This window comes from Cupriavidus oxalaticus, from assembly GCF_038900635.1.
Classification (GTDB): Bacteria; Pseudomonadota; Gammaproteobacteria; order Burkholderiales; family Burkholderiaceae; genus Cupriavidus; species Cupriavidus oxalaticus_B.
The window spans coordinates 52219-70620 of record NZ_JAYMRX010000011.1; the positions used below are offsets into that span (position 1 = coordinate 52219).

The window sequence follows — 18402 nt, forward strand, 5'->3', positions numbered from 1 at the left end:
TTCCCACTGGCACGCCCCGCAAGAGAACATGAGAACAATCACCATCAACGGTAAGCCCCGGAAGATCGATTTGCCCGACGAAGCGCCGCTGCTGTGGGCGGTGCGCGACCACCTCGGGATGACCGGTACCAAGTTCGGGTGCGGCATGGCGCTGTGCGGCGCCTGCACCATGCACCTGGACGGGCAGCCGATCCGCTCCTGTGTCACGCCCGTTTCTGCGGCAGCAGGCAAGAAGCTCACCACCATCGAGGGCCTGGCGGCCGATAGGGTCGGGCAGGCGCTGCAAGCGGCGTGGGAACAGTTCGGCGTAGCCCAGTGCGGCTACTGCCAGGCCGGCCAGCTAATGTCCGCCACGGCGCTGCTGAAGGCGAATCCGCATCCCAGTGAAGCCGATATCGATGGCGCCATGAGTGGCAACATCTGCCGCTGCGGCACCTACACGCGCATCCGCGCCGCCATCCAGCATGTGGCGAAGTCGAACGTAACAGGCAAAGGGGGCGCAAAATGAAACAGGCACCAGTGAGCGGGATGAGCGGTATTGATCTGGCAACGACGCTGGCAACGACGCAGGACGCCACCGCCGGCCCGCCCGCGTCGGCAGGTCGGCGCCGATGGCTCAAGGGCATGGGCGCGATGACAGGACTGGCACTGACTGTCGGCCTGGACGGCGTCGTGCTGGCGCAGGAGGCCAAGAAGTATGGCCGCGACGGGATGCCGGGTGGCGCGGTGGACGATCCACTTGTCTTCGTGCAGATTGGCGAGGATGGCCGCGTCACGGTCGTGTGCCATCGATCCGAGATGGGGCAGGGCGTGCGCACCAGCCTTCCGATGGTGGTGGCCGACGAGCTGGAAGCCGACTGGGGCCGCGTGGCGGTAGTGCAGGCCCTGGGCGACGAAGCGCGCTATGGCAACCAAAATACCGACGGCTCACGCAGCATCCGGCATTTCTTCGAGCCGATGCGGCGCGTCGGCGCCAGTGCGCGGCACATGCTGGAAGCTGCCGCTGCCGCGCGCTGGGGCGTGCCGGTGAGCGCAGTGCAGGCGCGTAACCATGAGGTGGTGCATGCGGCAAGCGGCAGGAAGCTTGGCTACGGCGCGCTGGCGCGCGACGCGGCCCGCCTGCCCGTGCCCCCGGCCGCGAGTCTCAAGCTCAAGGATCCCGCCGAGTTCCGCTATATCGGCAAGGACAGCACGCGCAATATCGACGGCCGCAATATCGCCACCGGCCGCGCGCAGTATGGGATCGACGTGCGCATGGACGGTCTGCTGTACGCCGTGATCGCCCGTCCTCCGGTATTTGGCGGCAAGGTGGCCAGCTTCGACGCGGCGCAGGCCGAAAAGGTGCCCGGCGTGGTCAAGGTCGTGCCACTTGCCGGCAGCCCGGCGCCGGCCCTGTTCAATCCGCTGGGTGGAGTTGCGGTGATCGCAAGCAATACCTGGGCCGCCATCAAGGGCCGCGAAGCGCTGAAGATCCAATGGCAGGACGGCCCCAACGCCAGCTACGATTCGGCTGCTTTCAAGACCAGCATGGAAGCGGCAGCCAAGCGGCCGGGCCGGGTGGTGAGAAACCAGGGCGACGCGATGGCAGCGTTGGCTGGCAGCGGCAATCGGATCACGGCGCAATACTACCTGCCGCATATCGCGCACGCGCCGATGGAACCGCCGGTCGCTACCGCAAGGGTGAGCAACGGGACGTGCGAGGTGTGGGCGCCGGTGCAGGCGCCCCAGGCCACGCGCGAGACCGTTGCCAAGGCTCTCGGTCTCAAGCCGGAGAAGGTGACCGTCCACGTGACGCTGCTGGGCGGTGGCTTCGGCCGCAAGTCCAAGCCGGATTTCGTCGCGGAGGCTGCGCTGTTGTCAAAGGCAATGGGCGGCAAGCCGGTCAAGGTGACCTGGACACGGGACGACGATCTTCACCACGACTACTTCCATACCGTCTCGGTGGAGCATCTGGAGGCCATGCTGGGCCGGGACGGCAAGGCGCTTGCGTGGCTGCACCGGACCGCGGCGTCGTCTATCAGCTCGACCTTTACGGCAGGCTCCAGGTCGGAATCGGCGGTGGAGCTGGGAATGTCCGCAATCAATGTGCCCTTTGACATCCCTAACCTGCGCGTCGAGAATCCCGAGGTGGAGGCGCATACCCGCATCGGCTGGTTCCGCTCCGTGTCCAATATTCCGCACGCTTTCGCCGTGCAGTCATTTGTCGCTGAACTGGCGACGGCGGCGGGCAAGGATCACCGCGACTACCTCCTGGCGCTGCTGGGGCGGGATCGCCGCATCGATCCTGGCCAGATGGGTGACACCTGGAACTACGGCGAGTCGCCGCAGCAATATCCGCTGGATGTGGGCAGGCTGCGCAGGACTATCGAAGTGGCGACGCGCGGAGCGGGCTGGGGCCGCAAGCTTCCGTCGGGCCGCGGCCTGGGCCTGGCGGTCTGCTACAGCTTCGTGACCTATGTGGCCGCGGTGGTGGAAGTGGTGGTCGGCCAGGACGGTAGCATCAGCGTACCGCGCATCGACGTTGCGGTCGATTGCGGTCCCCAGGTGAACCCGGATCGCATCCGCTCCCAGGTCGAAGGCGCTTGCATCATGGGCCTCAGCCTGGCCACCAGCGGCGAGATCACCTTCAGGAACGGGCGCCCTCAGCAGGACAATTTCCACCAGTACGAGGTCTTGCGCGCGCCGGCCGCTCCGCGGCAGATCCAGGTGCACCTGCTGCCGAGCCGCTTTGACGTGCCGCTCGGCGGGGTCGGCGAGCCGGCGACGCCAACCATTGCACCGGCGCTGTGCAACGCAATCTTCGCTGCCACGGGCAAGCGCATCCGTACGCTGCCGATCCGGGACCAGCTCAAGGCCTGATCTGACACGGACCGCCGATGAGCAGGCCGCGCGCCGTGGCGCACTATAGGAGGGCAAAGCGCTCATCGGGGTTTCGCGTGCTTGCTGTGAGCCGGGCAAGACGGTGTCGATGGTGCGCGCCGGCACGGCGTGAATCCCAACCGGCTTTTCCACTGTGCGCAAGCTGTTACCAGGACGGCAGCCTGTCGGCCGTCAGCGCCGACGAGGGTCTGCGATTGTCGACAGTAAAGCTTGAACTGCGCCCCCGCGATTGGCCACTTCCGGGGGGCGCGAGCAGGTGCCACCAGCGTCCGCCGGTGGTGGGGTTTGCCGCCGCAACGCTGAGGGACTCTAGGGACGGCTCCGAGGAGCGGACTCGCTCATTGTGCCCAAGTTGGCGGTAGGCGGTTTGCAGATCAACTACGCCGTTATGCCCAGCACACCGGACATCAAAAGCCACGCCATGGTCCCGCGTCTTGCCAAGATTCGCATCAGGCACTACAACAAATCGAGTCGGACGCCGAAGGAGGAGATATGGAGGGAATCTCTCGCATGGGCTTTCATCCGGTCTCCCTTTGCCGCATTACGGCCGTTTATGCCATGGCAATGTCCACTTCTGCGCGGCAGGCCCCGGCGGCACATTCCAGCCCACGCAGGTGTCGGCGGCGCCCGATCGCAATGCTGGCTTGCAAGCCTTTGCCAACATCGAACGCGTCCTACTACATCCCCGCTGCCTGAATTGCCATGTGCCCGACGGCCCACTGCAGGGCGACGCGAAGGCGACGCACTATCCCGTGGTGCAGCGCGGCGCCGACGGCAAAGGAGTTGCACCGCTGCAATGCGCCACCCGGGCTGGATACCGATGGCCAGTCAGGATGGCACATGCCACCGGCGAAGATGAAGATGTCCTGGCTTGGACTCAACGGCCCTGCGCTGTGCAAGGTGTTCCGCGATCCAAAAACCAACGGCGGACGTTCGCTCGCGATGCTCGAAGAACATATGGTCACAGACCACCTTGTTGCCTGGGGATGGCAGCCGGGGCCGGGCCGCACTTTGCCGCCGCTGGACAAGGCAGCTTTTGACGAGCAGGTGCGCACGTGGATCCGCAATGGCGCACCTTGCGATACGCGCGAACCTAGGGCGGCCTGTTGATGGGGCTGGGCACCACGCTACCGGGCGCGCAAATCACGCTAAAGGACGGCGTGGTGCAGCAAAGCAACTGGAACAATTACCGGCTGGCCACGCATGCAGACATGCCTGCGCAGGTTTCAGTGCACGTCGTGCCCTCGGCCGATCCGCCGACGGGTATCGGTGAGACCGCGGTGCCGCCGATCGCCCCCGCATTGGCTAACGCGGTGGCGGCGCTTACTGGCAAGCGGTATCGCAGCCTGCCGTTCGTCGCATGACGGAATGCAGCAATTGCAGCGCTGGTACCTCTTGGCTGACCCCTTGACTGCAAGGTCAAACCGTCTCCGATGCAGAGGCGGCATCCAGGGTTTTTAACGGCTGCCATCAACAGCGGGCCCCCCGCGATGGCCGTCACGGAGGAGTCATGCTCCGCCAGCACCGCAGCTTGCGGGGTATTTTTTGACCGCAGCCCAGCCGCTTGGCGGCCGATAGCCTGAGAGCGCTATTTCTACCCTCGCCGATACCGTCGAATTTAGTGCTTTGAAACAATCTCGGTCAGCGTTTCGCGTCGGCCATTGGGGGCTTGCCCGCTGCGCTTCATTTGCACCACCCACCGCGCGCCAACAGGCAGACCCGCACCTGATCTGGTGCAGCGGCACTTCTGTGCCGAGGCGCCCAATCAGCTGTGGGTCGCCGATGCGACGTACACTCCGACCGCTGCCGGCTTTTACTATCTGGCTGTCGTGCTCGACGTGTACAGCCGGTGCGTCGTAGGCTGGGTGCAGCCATTGATGCCAATGGCACCGGCATGGAGTTGCTCAGTGCCCAACGCCTCCTGAGGCAACCACGTGCCCGCAGACCAAACTGCTTCTAGTTCTGTGGCCAGCTCTACGCCGAGCCAGGCAGCCGCCAGTCCCGCTGCATAGGTTGCACATTCTGGCTTTTCACGCCGCACCCCGTTCAAAAGCAACCAGCGGTACAACGAGAGTGCCGCAGAAACAGTCGGATAGCCTGGCTCGACGGAACGGTTGAAGTCCACGGGAATCGACAAGCCCTTCGGGTCCAAGTCGCCGAAGTATTCCGCTGAAGAAGCTCCTGCTTCCTGCATCGCTTGGTGCAACGCTCGCCCAGTGAGCCTGAAGTTTTCACCTCCGCCATAGATGACCGCCGTGTATCGTCGCGTGGTCTCGTTCCATTCGGCGAAGCTCCAGTACGTATTGTGGTTTTCGACAACGAGTACGGCCTTGCCAGGCGCATCAACCTTGCGATACGGTAGCGGCTGAGGCACCCGGAAGCAACCGATGACGGAGAGTGGAAGCCGGCCGCCAAAGAGAAAATCCCCGGCAGACATGTTGTCGAGCCGCTTCTCGTCGCCGAAGATTTCCAAGGAACGTTCCTTGATCGGAACAGAGGAGAAAGTCCCTCTGCGTCGGAGTAGGAAGTCATTGATGGGCCGTAGCGCTGACAACTGCGATGGTCTCAACTCTGGCCAGAACCCCAGCTCCGGGGCCCAGGTCACGTCGACATGGATCACAGAAACCTTGGGGCGAGGCGAGCTCTTCAACGTGATCCAAAGTGGAAGAGCTGGCGAGCCGGTCTGTTCCCAACTTCTGGCAGCAGGCAGCGAGATGGCGCCGTCAGCTTCCAGCTCTTTCAGCGCCCTCAGCAGCATCACACCGCGGTCCGGGCTGTTCTGGACATCTGGGTACAGCGAGAAGTAGTGCCGGCGCAGCTCTTCGAGTGGCACACGCTTGCGCGGCGACGATAGTAGCGCTTCAAGAAACTCACTCAAGCCGTCAACTCCTCGGGTACGTTGTTAAGCTTTAGGTTCGCGAACTCGAGATGCCAGCGTCTCGTCTTGCTGTTCTGTCCTGCACGGCGCAGACGGATGAATCGCTGAAACTCGCCGAGAGCGTTAAAGTCCTGAAGTGCCGTGGCGAATAACAACTGGACGTCCATGGCCTCGGCCAGCAGCCGTTGGGCGCGCCACATGGTGGGGCTGGTGGCCTTCGCGAATGGGTTGTCGAGGATGAGCGGCCCACCGGCGATGCGATGTACCTGCGCGTGGTTCTCCGCCCGCAACTGGTTGATGACCAGGTACAGGAACATCGCCATGACGACGCCTTCGCCACCGGAGTTCGAAACTCGCTCAACCGGTACGTACTGCTCGGTCTCCTCAATGGACATCTTCAGGACTTGCAGTCCCAGCGGGCGCCCATAGATGCGCGTCACAGCATCGGCGATGAGGTCTGTACCGCGCGGAGGGAACACATTCGTATCAACCAACATGTCGAGATAGGCACTGAGGGTCTGGCGTCGCGTCTCGACCGGTACCGAGCTGAAGTTTGCTCGCATTTTCAGGACTTGCTTGCCCCCGACGTATGGGGCGCCCACCGGTACTGACTTGTCCTTGCTCGTCGCGCGATTGAGCGTCGTGATGGCCGAGCGGACGATGGCGAGAATCTCCTCGACGCAGGCATCGAAATCAGCTTGCATCGACTGCAGCGTTGCCTCGGTTGTCGCGATGCGATCGTCTAGATGCTCTAGAAGCCGTTTTGCGTCCGTACACGCGGCACCGAACTCGTTGGCGACCATCTGCTGCGCAACATCAGGGTCGACCTCGCGGAACGATTGCTCCGACGCAGCCGCTTTGACGAGCTCGAAGACATTGCGGGCCTTCGCCTGCAGATTGCTGACGCCTTGGTTTTTACCCGTGTAGTCCTTCAGCAGCGCGTTGACTTGGTTGCTGGCGTCGGCCTCGAGAACAAGGCTGTCAGAATCAGGCACCTCGAAGGTCATTCCCACTTGGGCGCCGATTTCCGCTGCGATGAGCATAGGATCGGGCTTGTCTTCAAATCCCATGCTGCTGCGCAGCATCACCTCAACCTTTCCGTCGGCCTCCGCGGCCATGCGTTTCCGATTGGCTCGGTCCGCGGCCTGGTTCGCGGCTTCGTTGGCCGCACGCATCCGTTCCAACGCCGCGTTCACGCGGTTCTCGGCCTCCGTCATGAGCGCAGCCAGGGAATTTAGGTCCAAAGCCTCGTGAACGGGTACTGCGGGGCCGAGGTCTGTCTTATTCGAGTCAAACCACTTCTTTGACTCGCCGTTCACGACCTGCAGATTCGAGGCGGCGTTTACCTGCTCTGGCTTGGCCGCCTCCAGCGCGGTCGCGACGTTGGCCAACGCTTCTTCATAGTTCGCATCCATGAAGGGCTTAAGGTCCGCCATCTGGACCCCCTTGAATTCGCGGGTGAACTCCTTGGCCTTGTCCTCTCGGCGGCTTCGAGCATCTTCCAGCTTGTGGGCCAACAGCCCTAGTCGCTCCCTTTCCTCGGCCAGATAAGCCGCTTCTGCATCGCTGTAGATGCGGCGCAACGTCTCTACAGGTCGCGGGTTCTGCAACAGCTGTTCGTGAGCCGGATAGTCCTTGTCATAGTGTGCAACGCCCGCACGCTCTTCGCCCGCGACCTTGAGTTCATGGTCAGTGCTCACGCGCAAACCATGGTCGTGGTCGTGTTCACCCTGCAGTCGCTCAAGGCCCTCATCGGCTGCGGATTTGCTTTCCTGTGCTGCGATGATGCCTTGCGCTACGTCCACCAGTCGGTGGACGCGCTCCGCATGGCCGGCTTCGTGTTCGTTCTGGAACGTGAGAACTGCTGCGGAAGACAGAAGTGCAGCCTGTCGTCTCGCATCAGCGGTCTGGGCTTGCAGCTCCAGCTCTTGTGCTTTCTCATCCAGCTCAAGCGCGAGCGATTCGAGGGACTCCGCGCGTGCTGTCGCTGCTGCTGCGTCTTCTTCGAGTGCTACCTTTCCGGCTCGTGCCTGTCCAAGTTTTCCGTCGCCGAATGCTTTCGCGTACGTATCCAGCTCGTGGATGGCCTTCAGCGTTTGGTCGTGGCGCTCCCGATACGCGGACCGACGCTCGTCTTCATCGGTGACGCGGAGCTCAAGATTCGAGCCCAGCTTGGCGGCAGCCTCGACGTTAAAGGCCGAATCGTCCTCGGCAGGGACGACCAGACGCTCCGACAGTTGCGCTGCAGGCTCAAGGGTTGCCGCTGATACAACCACGGGACGCGTAGGCCGTCGTGCCTCCCAGGCGATGGCCCTGGCCTTGTCAAGTTCCGCGGATGCCACGGAGACGCCGAGGAAGCGGGCGGGGTCACTGGCGACGAGCGCCCGCGCCTTGGAGGCATCCGGCAGGGCTCGTGAGATGTATTCGTTATAGGCTTTGGCCGAGCGCACTCCCGCCTGTAGAAGCGTCTCGACGACGAGTGCAACGTCGATGTTGTAGCCAGCAACCCCGGTCTCATCAATGGCCTGCTTGGTGGCGCGCAGCTCCGCCAGGCGAACGTCTCCTAAAGACACTTGTCTTGCCGACTCAGAGACGACCTCGCGCAGACGGGCAGGCAAGGCTGCGGACAACGGGTCGACGTGGTCAGATTCAACGGCGTTCAGAAGAGCAGGTAGCTGTGCCAGGCGTTCGAGTTCGGCTTCCCCTCGTGCGATGAACTCGCCGAGTGCCCGCCCCTTGCCAGCCAACTCGGCTGCTCGGACGTTCTCCGCTGCAGCGGCCTGTCGATACTCTCGCGCCTCCTTAGCGCAGCGTTGCTGCGATGCTCGACGCAGGTCACGCTCGGAAGCCGCAGTCGCAGCTTCGGTATTCAGTCGTTCGAGCGCCTCCGCAGTTGTCTCATCGGATCCGAGAAAGGTCCCATCCAATTCAAGAGCTTGCCTACGACGCGTGTAGGACTCCTCGGCCGCTTGAAGCTTCGAGCGTTCTCCTACCTGGCGGAGCTCATCAGTTTCAGCTTGAGTTCGTTGCTTGCGAAGGACTGTTTGTTCTTCACCCCGCGCGGTAGCTCGCTCATCGAGCGCTCGGAGCGCTGCCTTCAGCCGCTGCTCTTCGTTGAACAGTGCTCGGCGCAGCAGCGCCCCTTGAATCTCGACGTGGTCCTTCGTCGGTTTGAGATTCGCGCGCTCGGCTTCGGCCAGCGCGTCGAGGCCCTTGAGCTCTTCGGCGATGCCGGCAATTTCTTTCTGGAGCCGGGCGGCCCGGATGAGCCGTTCGTCTCGCTCCAGGTCTTTTACCCGGCCATCGGCAGCCTCCTTGCGCGCCTTTGCCTGCGCACTCCGCTTCTGATGCCAAGCCCAGGTGACCGTCGCCTGCTCCTTCGTATGGAACGCCGAGTCCGCAAGCGCAACCGAAGCCAGTTGTCGCTGGGTCTGTTCAAAATCCGCCTCTCGGTCATGGTCGAGGTGCAACGAGACGGCGCGGGCCTGCAGAGCCTGGACCATCTGAGCGCCCCGAATCAACATTGAGCGCTGCGCAGCCAGCGTCTCGAGGTACAGCTGGGCAGCTTCGGCGAAAGCGTTCAGTGACGCCCGGAACTTGGTCAGCTCATCACGACGCTTCTGGAATTGAGGCTTGCGGCGATGCTTCTCGCATACCGCAACTACTAGCTTGCGTGCCTCGTCAGCCTTCGTGGTGTCGCTGGTTAGGTGCAGGAATTTGCGCAGGAACTCGCCTTCCGTCTTGAAGTCGAGGAAACCCGTGTCGAAACCGCCTTCCTGGGCCGAGAAATTGACCTGCATGCGCAGCATATCCAAGTCAATGAGGCGCTCGTCTTTCAGATGCCGCTGCCATTCCGCTTGGCGATTGTGGCTGATGAAAACGTCACCAGGGTACTTCTTCTGCTGGGTGTGTAGCCAGCGAGAGAACTCCTGCATGGAGGACGGCGTGGGCTGCGCCAGACCTGGGGCAGGGATGTCCACCAGGCCGAGGCCGGCGTGCTCCTCGAATGAAAAGAACATGCGGTCGACTTCCGGTGGCTCGGTGTGTGACCGTACCGCGACCGCCTGACCGGTCACCAGACGGTAGGGGCTGCCTCCTGCCGTTCTGGACGGCATGAGCCATTCAACGATGATGAAACCGGGTGTGCCATCGTGAGTAAAGTACTGAGAGAAGGTGTTGTGCTTGCTCTGGATGTGCTTGAGAAACCTCTCTTGAGCGGTCTCGAAGCACGAGAACACAAGACCGATGAGCGTGGTCTTGCCCCCGCCGTTCTCCAGGTTGATGAGCGTGTCGGTGGGTTGGCCGCCGTCCGGGTCGGTCAGCTCGAAGGTCATCCCTTCGTACCATGCGGTGCGGTAGCCACAGTTACCCAGGTGTATGCGGGAAATCTTCTGCATGGTCACACCGCCTTGTGCTCGGTCGTAGCCAGTTGCGCCATCTCGTAGAGTCGCCGCAACGCCAGTTCTCGCAGCTGCACACGCAGCCGGAAGGTGGGCGTGTAGGTCGCAGCCGCCTCGTCTTCCGCATCGCGGTCAAGCCGAACAAGGCCGTTCTGCGCCATCTGGTTCAGCGCAATCTTGACGACGCCGACGACCGAGGCATGCGACGCTCGCTGGCCGGACGGAATTGCTACTGGCAGAGCTGAAATCGTCTCCCAACCAGGAGCGAGCTCAGGTGGCACATCCGGCGGAACGTCGGATGTCTCCTTCAGGCGTCGCGCCAGTGCATAGAGCGTGTCGCGGCAGGTGGCAACAGACGCCGGGGGCGGGGAATAGTTGTCGTCGTCCAATCCATCAGTCGTTGGGAAGAAGACCGCGGCAATGGCGACGTGAGCAAGCACGAGTGCGGCCTTCTGGTCTGGAGTCATGCCGCTGCGGATATCCGTGAGACGCACTGCGAAGCGGCTGTCCTTGGAGGACGGAACTACAATGAGCCCACGCTGCTCGCTCAAGTCGAGAATCTGCAGCTCCATGCCCGCCGCGACATCCTCGACGTGCCGTCTGAACGTCGGGTCCGCCCTGCATAGGGCAAGTAGTTCGCGGTACTCCGAGTCGTTGATAGGCGACAATGTCGTGTGCAGCGCCTTGTAGGTCAGGCGCGCGGCGTTGCGCACGGTAGGTTCTGCATTCATTCGGACTCTCCCTGGGGAACGAACTCGAGCGCACTGCCCTGAGCGATGTCGAGATGAAAAGTGTCTCCCGTGAGTTCGACGCTCACGCTCTTGAACTCGCTCTCGGACCGCGCGAACGAGCGGAACAGGATGAGAACGAGGCACCGCCGCGTCGTCCGGTCCAGGCCTTCATCTTCGGCGGTATCCAGCAGTTGGTCGATGCGCAGCCGTTGGCCGGTGGAGAACTTGCCTGCCAGCCAGTCGTTCGCGCGCTGCACGAGTTCCTTTGAAAACTGGTCGGGCAGCGGGTCGAGCTTCTCAATCGAGCCTGGGTCGGTCTCGACCTCTGAGTCTTCCCCTCGCTGCTCCAGTAGCAGGGCGAACACCGAGTTCAAGTCGTACACCCTCGGCCACACCGGTGGGTACAGCGCACTGATGAAGGCGTCCGCCTCTGCTGAGAGTGCTCGGGTCGGCAGGTTGACGAGCTGCGGAAGGAGTTGCGGCTCAAGGTCTGGGAGTCCGGTGGGCCTGCGTGCGCGGAAGACAGCGCGCTGCGCCTCGATGAAACGCTCGGGTGCTATGTTGATATCGGTGACAAGCTGTAGTCGGATGAGGCTGGCGCTACGGATGGTTTCCTTCAACTGTACGAGGCTCTCGCGCGTCTTCGGCTCATCGGCGTTCAGCAGGGCTTCGCCAACGGCTTCCTCCATCCGGGCATCTTCGGCTTGGCGCTGACGAACGTGCGTCCGTGCCTCATCGAGCCGCCCGGCCATGTCGCGGCTCCAGTTGACGCTGCCTGGCGCTCGATAAGCTTGATAGAGCCGGTCACGAATTAGCTGGCGGTACTCGATGGAGTACTTCCGGGCTCGCCGGGCAATCTCGACAGCTGCTTCGAACCGGCCGCGGTGCACGAGCAGGTCGAGCATCTTCTCCATCAGCTCTTGTGAGTCCTCCGGGGCGAGATCGAGCATTCCCAGGTATACGAGGTAGCCTTCGGCGGTGGGACGGTAGCGGTAGACGTCATCAGCGTCTGGCTCGAAGCGGACCAGTCGGTATCGGAGCGACTTGGTCGTGCCTGTAGACGCGTCGAAGAACTCCGCTGTGAACTCCCTGTGGTTGTTGGCCTTGTTGTCGAGCGCGTCGAGGACAACCTCCGCGATGCGGCGCGCCTGAGACGACGTGAGGCCAGGCTTCATGCGACTGGCGATGTACCCCAGGTGAACCACAACCTCGACCGAGGTGCTGCCGCTGGAGACCGTCGTCGCCTCCATCATCAGGTCAAGGGCAGACAACGCGAGGTAGTGGGTGTCGATGCCATGGAACAGCGTCCTATCCGCGCTGCCTTCATCACCAAGCATCGTCTTGTAGCGCTCGAGCTGGAAGATGGGCCGCAGGAGCAGCAAGTTGCGCTGCTGACGCGATAGGTCAAGCAGGTCTGCGGAACCACCATCCAGTTCCATGCTGCCTTCGGAGGATGCCAGCGGCTCAGGCTCCGCCGGCACTATCTTGTGCGACGCAAAGTCCTGTTCTGAGTCCAACGATGGCGTCTCCTGGTGCGGCACAGCTCCCTCCTAAGAAAAGGTGTACGAACAAAAAGTAGACACGTTTACTTTCGATGCTCACGGACGGTGCGCGGCGTGCTTTCGCTATCAGGCTTGGTAAAGAGGGATACCCGGAAGTCCGGTGCGCTACCCTCGATCACTGTGCCAGAGCGGTTTCTGGTTGGACTGCTGAAACCGTCGTTAAATCACATTAGAAAGGATTTAGTCTGTTTTTCTTGACTTGGATTCATTAAAAAAGCATACTGAAGCCGTTCCTATAGGGATTTTAGATGGTTTCAGGATGCCTCGTCCACTTCAGTTGAATCAGACCGCCCCGTTCGCTGTGAAGAACGGCGCTCAGCGCATCGGCGAGCGGCTGTCGACAGCCCGCAAACGCCGCCGGCTGACCCTGCGCGAGCTGGCCGCCAAGGCGGGCATCAGCTACGACACCGCGCGTGCCGTGGAGGCGGGTAACCTGCAAACCGGCTTGGGGGCCTACCTGGCTATGCTGTGGGCGATGGGTCTGGAATCCGAGATTCAGGCGTTTGCCGACCCAGAACGCGATGAGGAAGGCAAGCAACTGGAGCTTACGCGCCTGCCGCAACGGGTTCGCCATTCCAAGGAGCAATTCGATGGCGAGTTCTGATCAACGCGTCTACGTCTACTTGCAATTGCCGCAGTCATTGGAGGTCGTGACGGCGGGGTTCTATGAGTTGGACTTCGCGCAGGGAGTACCCACAGGCTCGTTCGTTTACAACCCGGCTTACCTGCAGCGTGCCGATGCCGTCCCGCTGGATCCGTATGAGCTGCCCTTGGCGCCGCGCCGTGTGCAGACGGTGAAACTCAAGGGAATCTTCGGTCCTCTGCGTGACGCGTCGCCCGATGCCTGGGGCCGCCGCATCATCGAAAAACACACCGGACGCACCGACCTCACCGAGATCGACTACTTGCTGCATTCGCCGGAGGATCGCGCGGGTGCCTTGTCTTTCGGACGTGACAGGATTCCGCCCGCACCCATTCGCAAGTTCAACCAGGTCATTCAACTGGAGGCGCTGCTTGAGGTAGCCGAGCAGTTCATGGATGACGAGGCCGCGGGCAAGCCTGGTGTTCCAGAGCAGATGTTCGAGCTCTTGCAGCCAGGTACTTCAATGGGCGGTGCCCGACCGAAGAACGTGGTCGAAGATGGCGAGGGACTATGGCTCGCCAAGTTCCCAGATAAAGGCGACAAGTGGAACAACGCTCGTGTCGAAGGCGCGATGCTCGTGCTGGCACGGGAGTGCGGTCTGCACGTTGCCAGGCATCGTATCGAAACCGTCGCTGGCAAGGACGTGCTGCTCGTGCAGCGTTTCGACCGCACGCTGACAACTGACGGGTACTTCCGCCATCGCATGGTTAGCGGCCTGACTGCGCTGGGCGCCGAGGACTCGCATGGAGACCGGGCTAAGTGGTCGTACCTGTTGCTGGCCGATGAGTTGCGACGGCGAAGCGCACACTCCGCTCAGGACCTTGAAGAGTTATTCCGGCGCATGGTGTTCAACGCGCTCATTTCGAATACCGATGACCATCCCCGCAATCATGCGTTGATTGCGCCGACGGCCAAGTGGGTGTTGTCACCGGCTTACGACCTGACGCCCAACCCGCTGACCAGCGTCGAGAAGCGCGATCTAGCGATGACCTGCGGAACCTGCAACCGCTATGCAAACCGTACCAATCTGCTCTCGCAACATGGCCAGTTCAGGCTCTCGCTTGAACGCGCGAGAGCCATCGTCGATCAGATTCAACAAGTCGTGACCGCACGATGGCATGCAACTCTGCGTCAGCAGGGGGTGACTCCCGTGGATTGTGACAAGCTGGTGGGCGCATTCAACTACCCAGGGTTTGAGCTGGATCCTACTGTGGTGCTCGCGGGTCAGTAGACGTGTCGTTGGGCTCTGGTGGTACGCCGCCGACAGGTACCTTCGCGCTTCGCTGCGAAACCCTCTCAATGGCCGTCGGAAGACGCTGACCCTCGGGCCGGTATCTCAACTGGCCAGCCCCCCAAAAAAGCTGCTCGACGCCAGGAAGACCGATGCACGGCAAGCCCGGCGCACGAGAAGCGGCATCGTAAAGCGTCGCCTGCGCCCCCGCTGCCAGGCCGTTGAAGCCGCAGCGCATGTCCGTGGCGCCGGCGGCCAGTCAAACGTGCATTGCCGCCGGCAAGCCTATCGCCGCGGTGCCCCGATGAGGCCTTGCAGAAGGTCCTGCATCTGAGCTTCGGCGTTGCTTGCGGGCCCTTTGTCCGCTGCAAGCCGAACTCCTCCTCCATTCCTCCCGTTTCATTTCCGGAACACAGTCTTCCCGGTTTGGTCCGCCATGGCCGGTTTATTCGAGCGATGATGACATGCACCCTCGCGAGCGAGCGTGGAGCCGAAACGCTGACGTGAAATCAATATCTCGACCGCCGGAGGCGACCCTCCGGCACGAAGGAGGGAACGGTTTTGAGAGCAGACGCATATGGCAGGCACCCAGGCGCGGCTGACGAACTGGAGGCATGGGCAATTCGCGGGGCGGTGACGCGAGAACAGTTTGTTGCGGCATCGCTTTCGCTCGGTGACACCTCGGCCGCCGAAGCCGGAGAGCTGGCCGGCAAGGCCATAGCCATCGGAGAAAACCAGCGCTCGCTACGCGCCAACCTGCGCGACTGCTACGACTATATCGTCTGCGGCTCAGGGTCATCGGGCTGCGTGGTGGCGGGGCGGCTGGCCGAGAATCCTGAAGTTTCGGTACTGCTGCTGGAGGCAGGGGGGACTGACGACCTGGCCAGCATCCTGTTTGCCAGTTCCTATCCCGTTTCGCGGTTCCGGCAACTCTTCTGGCAATTCAGGGGAAGTCCGGAGCCGAATCTCCATGGACGGCGTATTCACCAGCTGATGGGCAAGGTGCTGGGCGGCGGAAGCAGTGTCAATACGATGGTATGGGCCAGGGGCCATCAGGCCGATTTCGATGCCTGGGCGCATGCGGTCGACGATCAGGCCTGGAGCTACGCCAACGCCTTGCGATGCTATCGGAAGGCGGAGGACTGGCGCGGCAGGCCGGACCCTGAACGCCGCGGTACGGGCGGGCCGGTCTGGGTGCAGCCAGCCCAGGATCCGTGCCCGTTGGCTCCTGCCATGCTCGAAGCCGCTGCCTCGGTGGGCATTCCGAGCTTCGACGACCATAACGGAGCCATGATGGAGGGCGGCGGTGGGGCTGCAATCGCCAACCTGATCGTCAAGGACGGGCGGCGCCGGAATATGGTGACGAGTTATCTCTACCCCGTGATGGACCAGCCTAACCTGACGGTGCTGACCGCGGCGACGGTACGGCGCGTCACCATATTGAACGGGGCGGCAGTGGGCGTGGAGTTCGACCACGGCGGGAAGATTCACACGGTTCGTGCGTCGCGCGAAGTCGTGCTTTCCATGGGGGCGTTCAATACACCGCGCACCCTGATGCTGTCGGGCGTCGGCGACGAAGCCGAGCTGAAGCGGCTTGGAATTCCTGTCGAGGCGCATCTGCCAGGGGTCGGACGGAATTTCCAGGACCACACCCTGGTCGCTACCTGTCTTTGGGAATCTCCACAGCCCGTCGCACCAAGCAACAACAAGGCGGAAGCCACCTTATTCTGGCGTAGTGACAGCCGCTTGAGTGTTCCCGATATCCAGCCCTTCCTGATCGAGGTTCCGCATCTGACGGAGCCACACCTTTCCTCATCCTTGCCTAACGCCTGGTCGCTGTCGCCATCCATTATCCGGCCACGAAGTCGCGGTCGTCTCAGGCTGCGCTCGACGGACCGGGCAGATGCCATCGGACTCGACTGGAACCCGCTTGGGGATCCGGAGGAAATGCGGGTTCTGAAGTTTGCGACCGAGTTGTGCCGTGAGATCGGCAACGCGCCCGCAATGCGCCCGTTTGCGCAGCGCGAAGTCCTGCCCGCATCGGTCTACGGTGCCGATCTGGACGGCTTTATCCGCAACGGCGTGACCTCTTATGGCCATGCCAGTTGTACCGCCAAAATGGGGCGGGATTCGATGTCCGTGGTCGATGGCAACCTGAAGGTGTACGGCATCTCGAACCTTCGCATCGCCGATGGCTCGGTGATGCCAGAAATCACCACCGGAAACACCATGGCGCCGTGCGTGCTGATCGGAGAAGTCGCGGCAGAAAAAATCCGGGCGGCGTGAATAAGTCCGCTGACGGGTGTTGCGGAGTCCTGCATTGCCAACAAGGAGCATCCCCATGCCAGTACTGAAGCATCCTCGCTCACTTTTCATTGGAGGGGAGTGGCGCGAGACGTCCGATGCCGAGGCGATCTTCAATCCGGCCACGGAAGAAATCATTCACTATGCGCCGGTAGGCAGCGTCGCGGATGCGCGCGACGCGGTTGCCGCGGCGCGGCATGCATTCGACCACGGACCATGGCCCAGGCTGAGCGCGTCTGAGCGACGCACCAGGCTGCAGCAGTTTCTTGACCTCGTGCGCGGCAGGCGCGAGGAAATCTGCGCGCTGCTTGTCGCGGAGGCCGGCGCCACGGTCGCGCTGGCGCAGACGCTCCAGTTCGCCGTACCGGTCAAGCACGCGCAGTACATGATCGATCATTGCGAGCAGGATGCCGTCACCGGCGTCGGCCCGGAAATCAACGCGCTGCCTGGTGGCGGCAAGGCGCTCGGCACCGCTGCTGTGGTACGGGACCCTGTCGGCGTTGTGGTCGCCATCACCCCTTACAACGTGCCCTTCTTCCTGAATCTCGGCAAGGTCGTGCCCGCCGTGGCGGTGGGCTGCACCGTGGTGCTGAAGCCCTCGCCCTACACGCCGATGCTGGCACTGCTGCTCGGCGAGATCGCAGACGAAGCGGGTCTTCCCCGGGGTGTGCTGAATGTCGTGACCGGCGGAAAGGATGTCGGCGAGGTACTGACCACCGATGCGCGGGTCGATATGGTCAGCTTTACGGGTTCCGACGTGGTTGGCGAAGCCATCCAGCGGCAGACCGCCGGTACGCTCAAACGCGTGGTGCTCGAGCTCGGGGGAAAATCCGCGCTGATCGTTCGCGCGGACGCCGATCTCGATGCGGCCGCTCGCGCAGGCTTGCAAGGGTTTACTGCGCACTGCGGACAGGGCTGTCAGCTGCTTACGCGGCATATTGTCCACAACTCGGTCAGGCCGGCGTATGTCGAGCGCGTGGCGGCAATGGCGCGAGCGTTGAGGATCGGCAATCCCGCCGATCCGACAGTGCAGATGGGCCCGCTGATTCGAGGCGCCCAGCGCGCACGCACCGAGGAATATGTCGCCATTGCGAGCGCAGAGGGCGCGCGGCTGGTGACTGGTGGGGAGCGCCCGCGCGATCTCGAGAAGGGCTTCTTCTACCGGCCCACTTTGTTCGACGATGTCCGCGCGGACTACCGGATCGCGCAGGAGGAAGTGTTTGGCCCGGTTGGCGCCGTGATCGGGTTTGATTCGGATGCCGAGGCGATCGCAATCGCCAACGATAGCCGCTTCGGCCTGAGCGGCAGCGTTTATTCCGCCGATGCAGGCCGCGCTTACGAGCTTGCGCTGCAGATTCGCACGGGCGGGGTCTCCATCAATGGTGGCGCTGGCGCGATGCTCAGTGCGCCGCCGTTTGGCGGCATCCGCCGATCAGGATACGGCCGCGAATTCGGCATGGAAGGGATGCGCGAGTTCACTTACACCAAAACAATCTCGTTCCGGGCGGCATGACGTCGCGGGATCCGCTTGCGCGGCAAGACTGCTATTCCAATCTGGAATACAAGGCTGTGAATCATTGATTTTGGGGGGGCAGCTCGCCACTTCTAGACTTCTTCCCAGCTGGAGAAAGGCGCCTCGGCTGCGCCTGGTCCGGCCGGGAGGTCCCTCCACAAATTGCGAGCCGTGCCGTGCTGTCGCGCATCGCATTGCGCCTGGCCCGCCGTTGTCTTTCTCCTCCTGATTTCTGGTTTTCTCCCCGCAGCGCGGCAAGG

11 protein-coding genes and 2 pseudogenes are annotated in these 18402 nt (G+C 62.6%); 9 read left to right on the forward strand and 4 right to left on the reverse strand.

The genetic code is table 11. The annotated features are described in order from the left end of the window. Positions 1-28 precede the first annotated feature (28 nt). The 5 genes and pseudogenes from VSR71_RS18510 to VSR71_RS18530 form a co-directional block, all read left to right on the forward strand. Entirely contained in the window at positions 29-508 is a 480-nt protein-coding gene (locus VSR71_RS18510; RefSeq protein WP_342915436.1) for a (2Fe-2S)-binding protein, read from the forward strand. Positions 509-528: 20 nt separating this feature from the next. Beyond that, on the forward strand, positions 529-2859 hold the full coding sequence (locus VSR71_RS18515) for a xanthine dehydrogenase family protein molybdopterin-binding subunit (RefSeq protein WP_342915303.1): 2331 nt from the start codon (positions 529-531) through the stop codon (positions 2857-2859). Positions 2860-3720: 861 nt separating this feature from the next. Next, positions 3721-3990, forward strand: a complete 270-nt coding sequence (locus tag VSR71_RS18520) for a hypothetical protein (protein WP_342915438.1) — start codon at positions 3721-3723, stop codon at positions 3988-3990. Then, positions 3978-4244, forward strand: a pseudogene (locus VSR71_RS18525) (xanthine dehydrogenase family protein molybdopterin-binding subunit); the annotation flags it as partial. The gene VSR71_RS18520 and the pseudogene VSR71_RS18525, both read left to right, overlap by 13 nt. 327 nt (positions 4245-4571) lie before the next feature. Continuing rightward, positions 4572-4745, forward strand: a pseudogene (locus tag VSR71_RS18530) (DDE-type integrase/transposase/recombinase); the annotation flags it as partial. Here VSR71_RS18530 and VSR71_RS18535 read toward each other — a convergent pair. The 4 genes from VSR71_RS18535 to VSR71_RS18550 are packed head-to-tail and all read right to left on the reverse strand — an operon-like array spanning position 4697 to position 12406. After that, on the reverse strand, positions 4697-5758 hold the full coding sequence (locus tag VSR71_RS18535) for a Wadjet anti-phage system protein JetD domain-containing protein (RefSeq protein ID WP_342915304.1): 1062 nt from the start codon (positions 5756-5758) through the stop codon (positions 4697-4699). The pseudogene VSR71_RS18530 and the gene VSR71_RS18535 overlap by 49 nt on opposite strands. After that, positions 5755-10155, reverse strand: coding sequence for a hypothetical protein (locus tag VSR71_RS18540; protein WP_342915305.1), 4401 nt, complete (start codon positions 10153-10155; stop codon positions 5755-5757). Before VSR71_RS18540 ends, VSR71_RS18535 begins: the two co-directional genes overlap by 4 nt. 2 nt (positions 10156-10157) lie before the next feature. After that, complete coding sequence (locus tag VSR71_RS18545; protein ID WP_342915306.1) at positions 10158-10889, reverse strand: hypothetical protein; 732 nt, start codon at positions 10887-10889, stop codon at positions 10158-10160. Further along, on the reverse strand, positions 10886-12406 hold the full coding sequence (locus VSR71_RS18550) for a hypothetical protein (protein ID WP_342915307.1): 1521 nt from the start codon (positions 12404-12406) through the stop codon (positions 10886-10888). The genes VSR71_RS18545 and VSR71_RS18550 overlap by 4 nt, the downstream gene beginning before the upstream one ends. Before the next feature lie 322 nt (positions 12407-12728). Between VSR71_RS18550 and VSR71_RS18555 the strand changes: the two genes are divergently transcribed. From VSR71_RS18555 to VSR71_RS18570, 4 genes are all read left to right on the forward strand, one after another. Further along, on the forward strand, positions 12729-13055 hold the full coding sequence (locus tag VSR71_RS18555; RefSeq protein ID WP_342915308.1) for a hypothetical protein: 327 nt from the start codon (positions 12729-12731) through the stop codon (positions 13053-13055). Beyond that, entirely contained in the window at positions 13042-14325 is a 1284-nt protein-coding gene (locus VSR71_RS18560) for a HipA domain-containing protein (RefSeq protein WP_342915309.1), read from the forward strand. The genes VSR71_RS18555 and VSR71_RS18560 overlap by 14 nt, the downstream gene beginning before the upstream one ends. A gap of 561 nt (positions 14326-14886) precedes the next feature. Further along, positions 14887-16611 (forward strand): GMC family oxidoreductase, encoded by a 1725-nt coding sequence (locus VSR71_RS18565; protein ID WP_342915310.1) that lies wholly within the window; start codon positions 14887-14889, stop codon positions 16609-16611. Positions 16612-16666: 55 nt separating this feature from the next. After that, positions 16667-18142, forward strand: a complete 1476-nt coding sequence (locus VSR71_RS18570) for an aldehyde dehydrogenase family protein (protein WP_342915311.1) — start codon at positions 16667-16669, stop codon at positions 18140-18142. Positions 18143-18402: the final 260 nt, after the last annotated feature.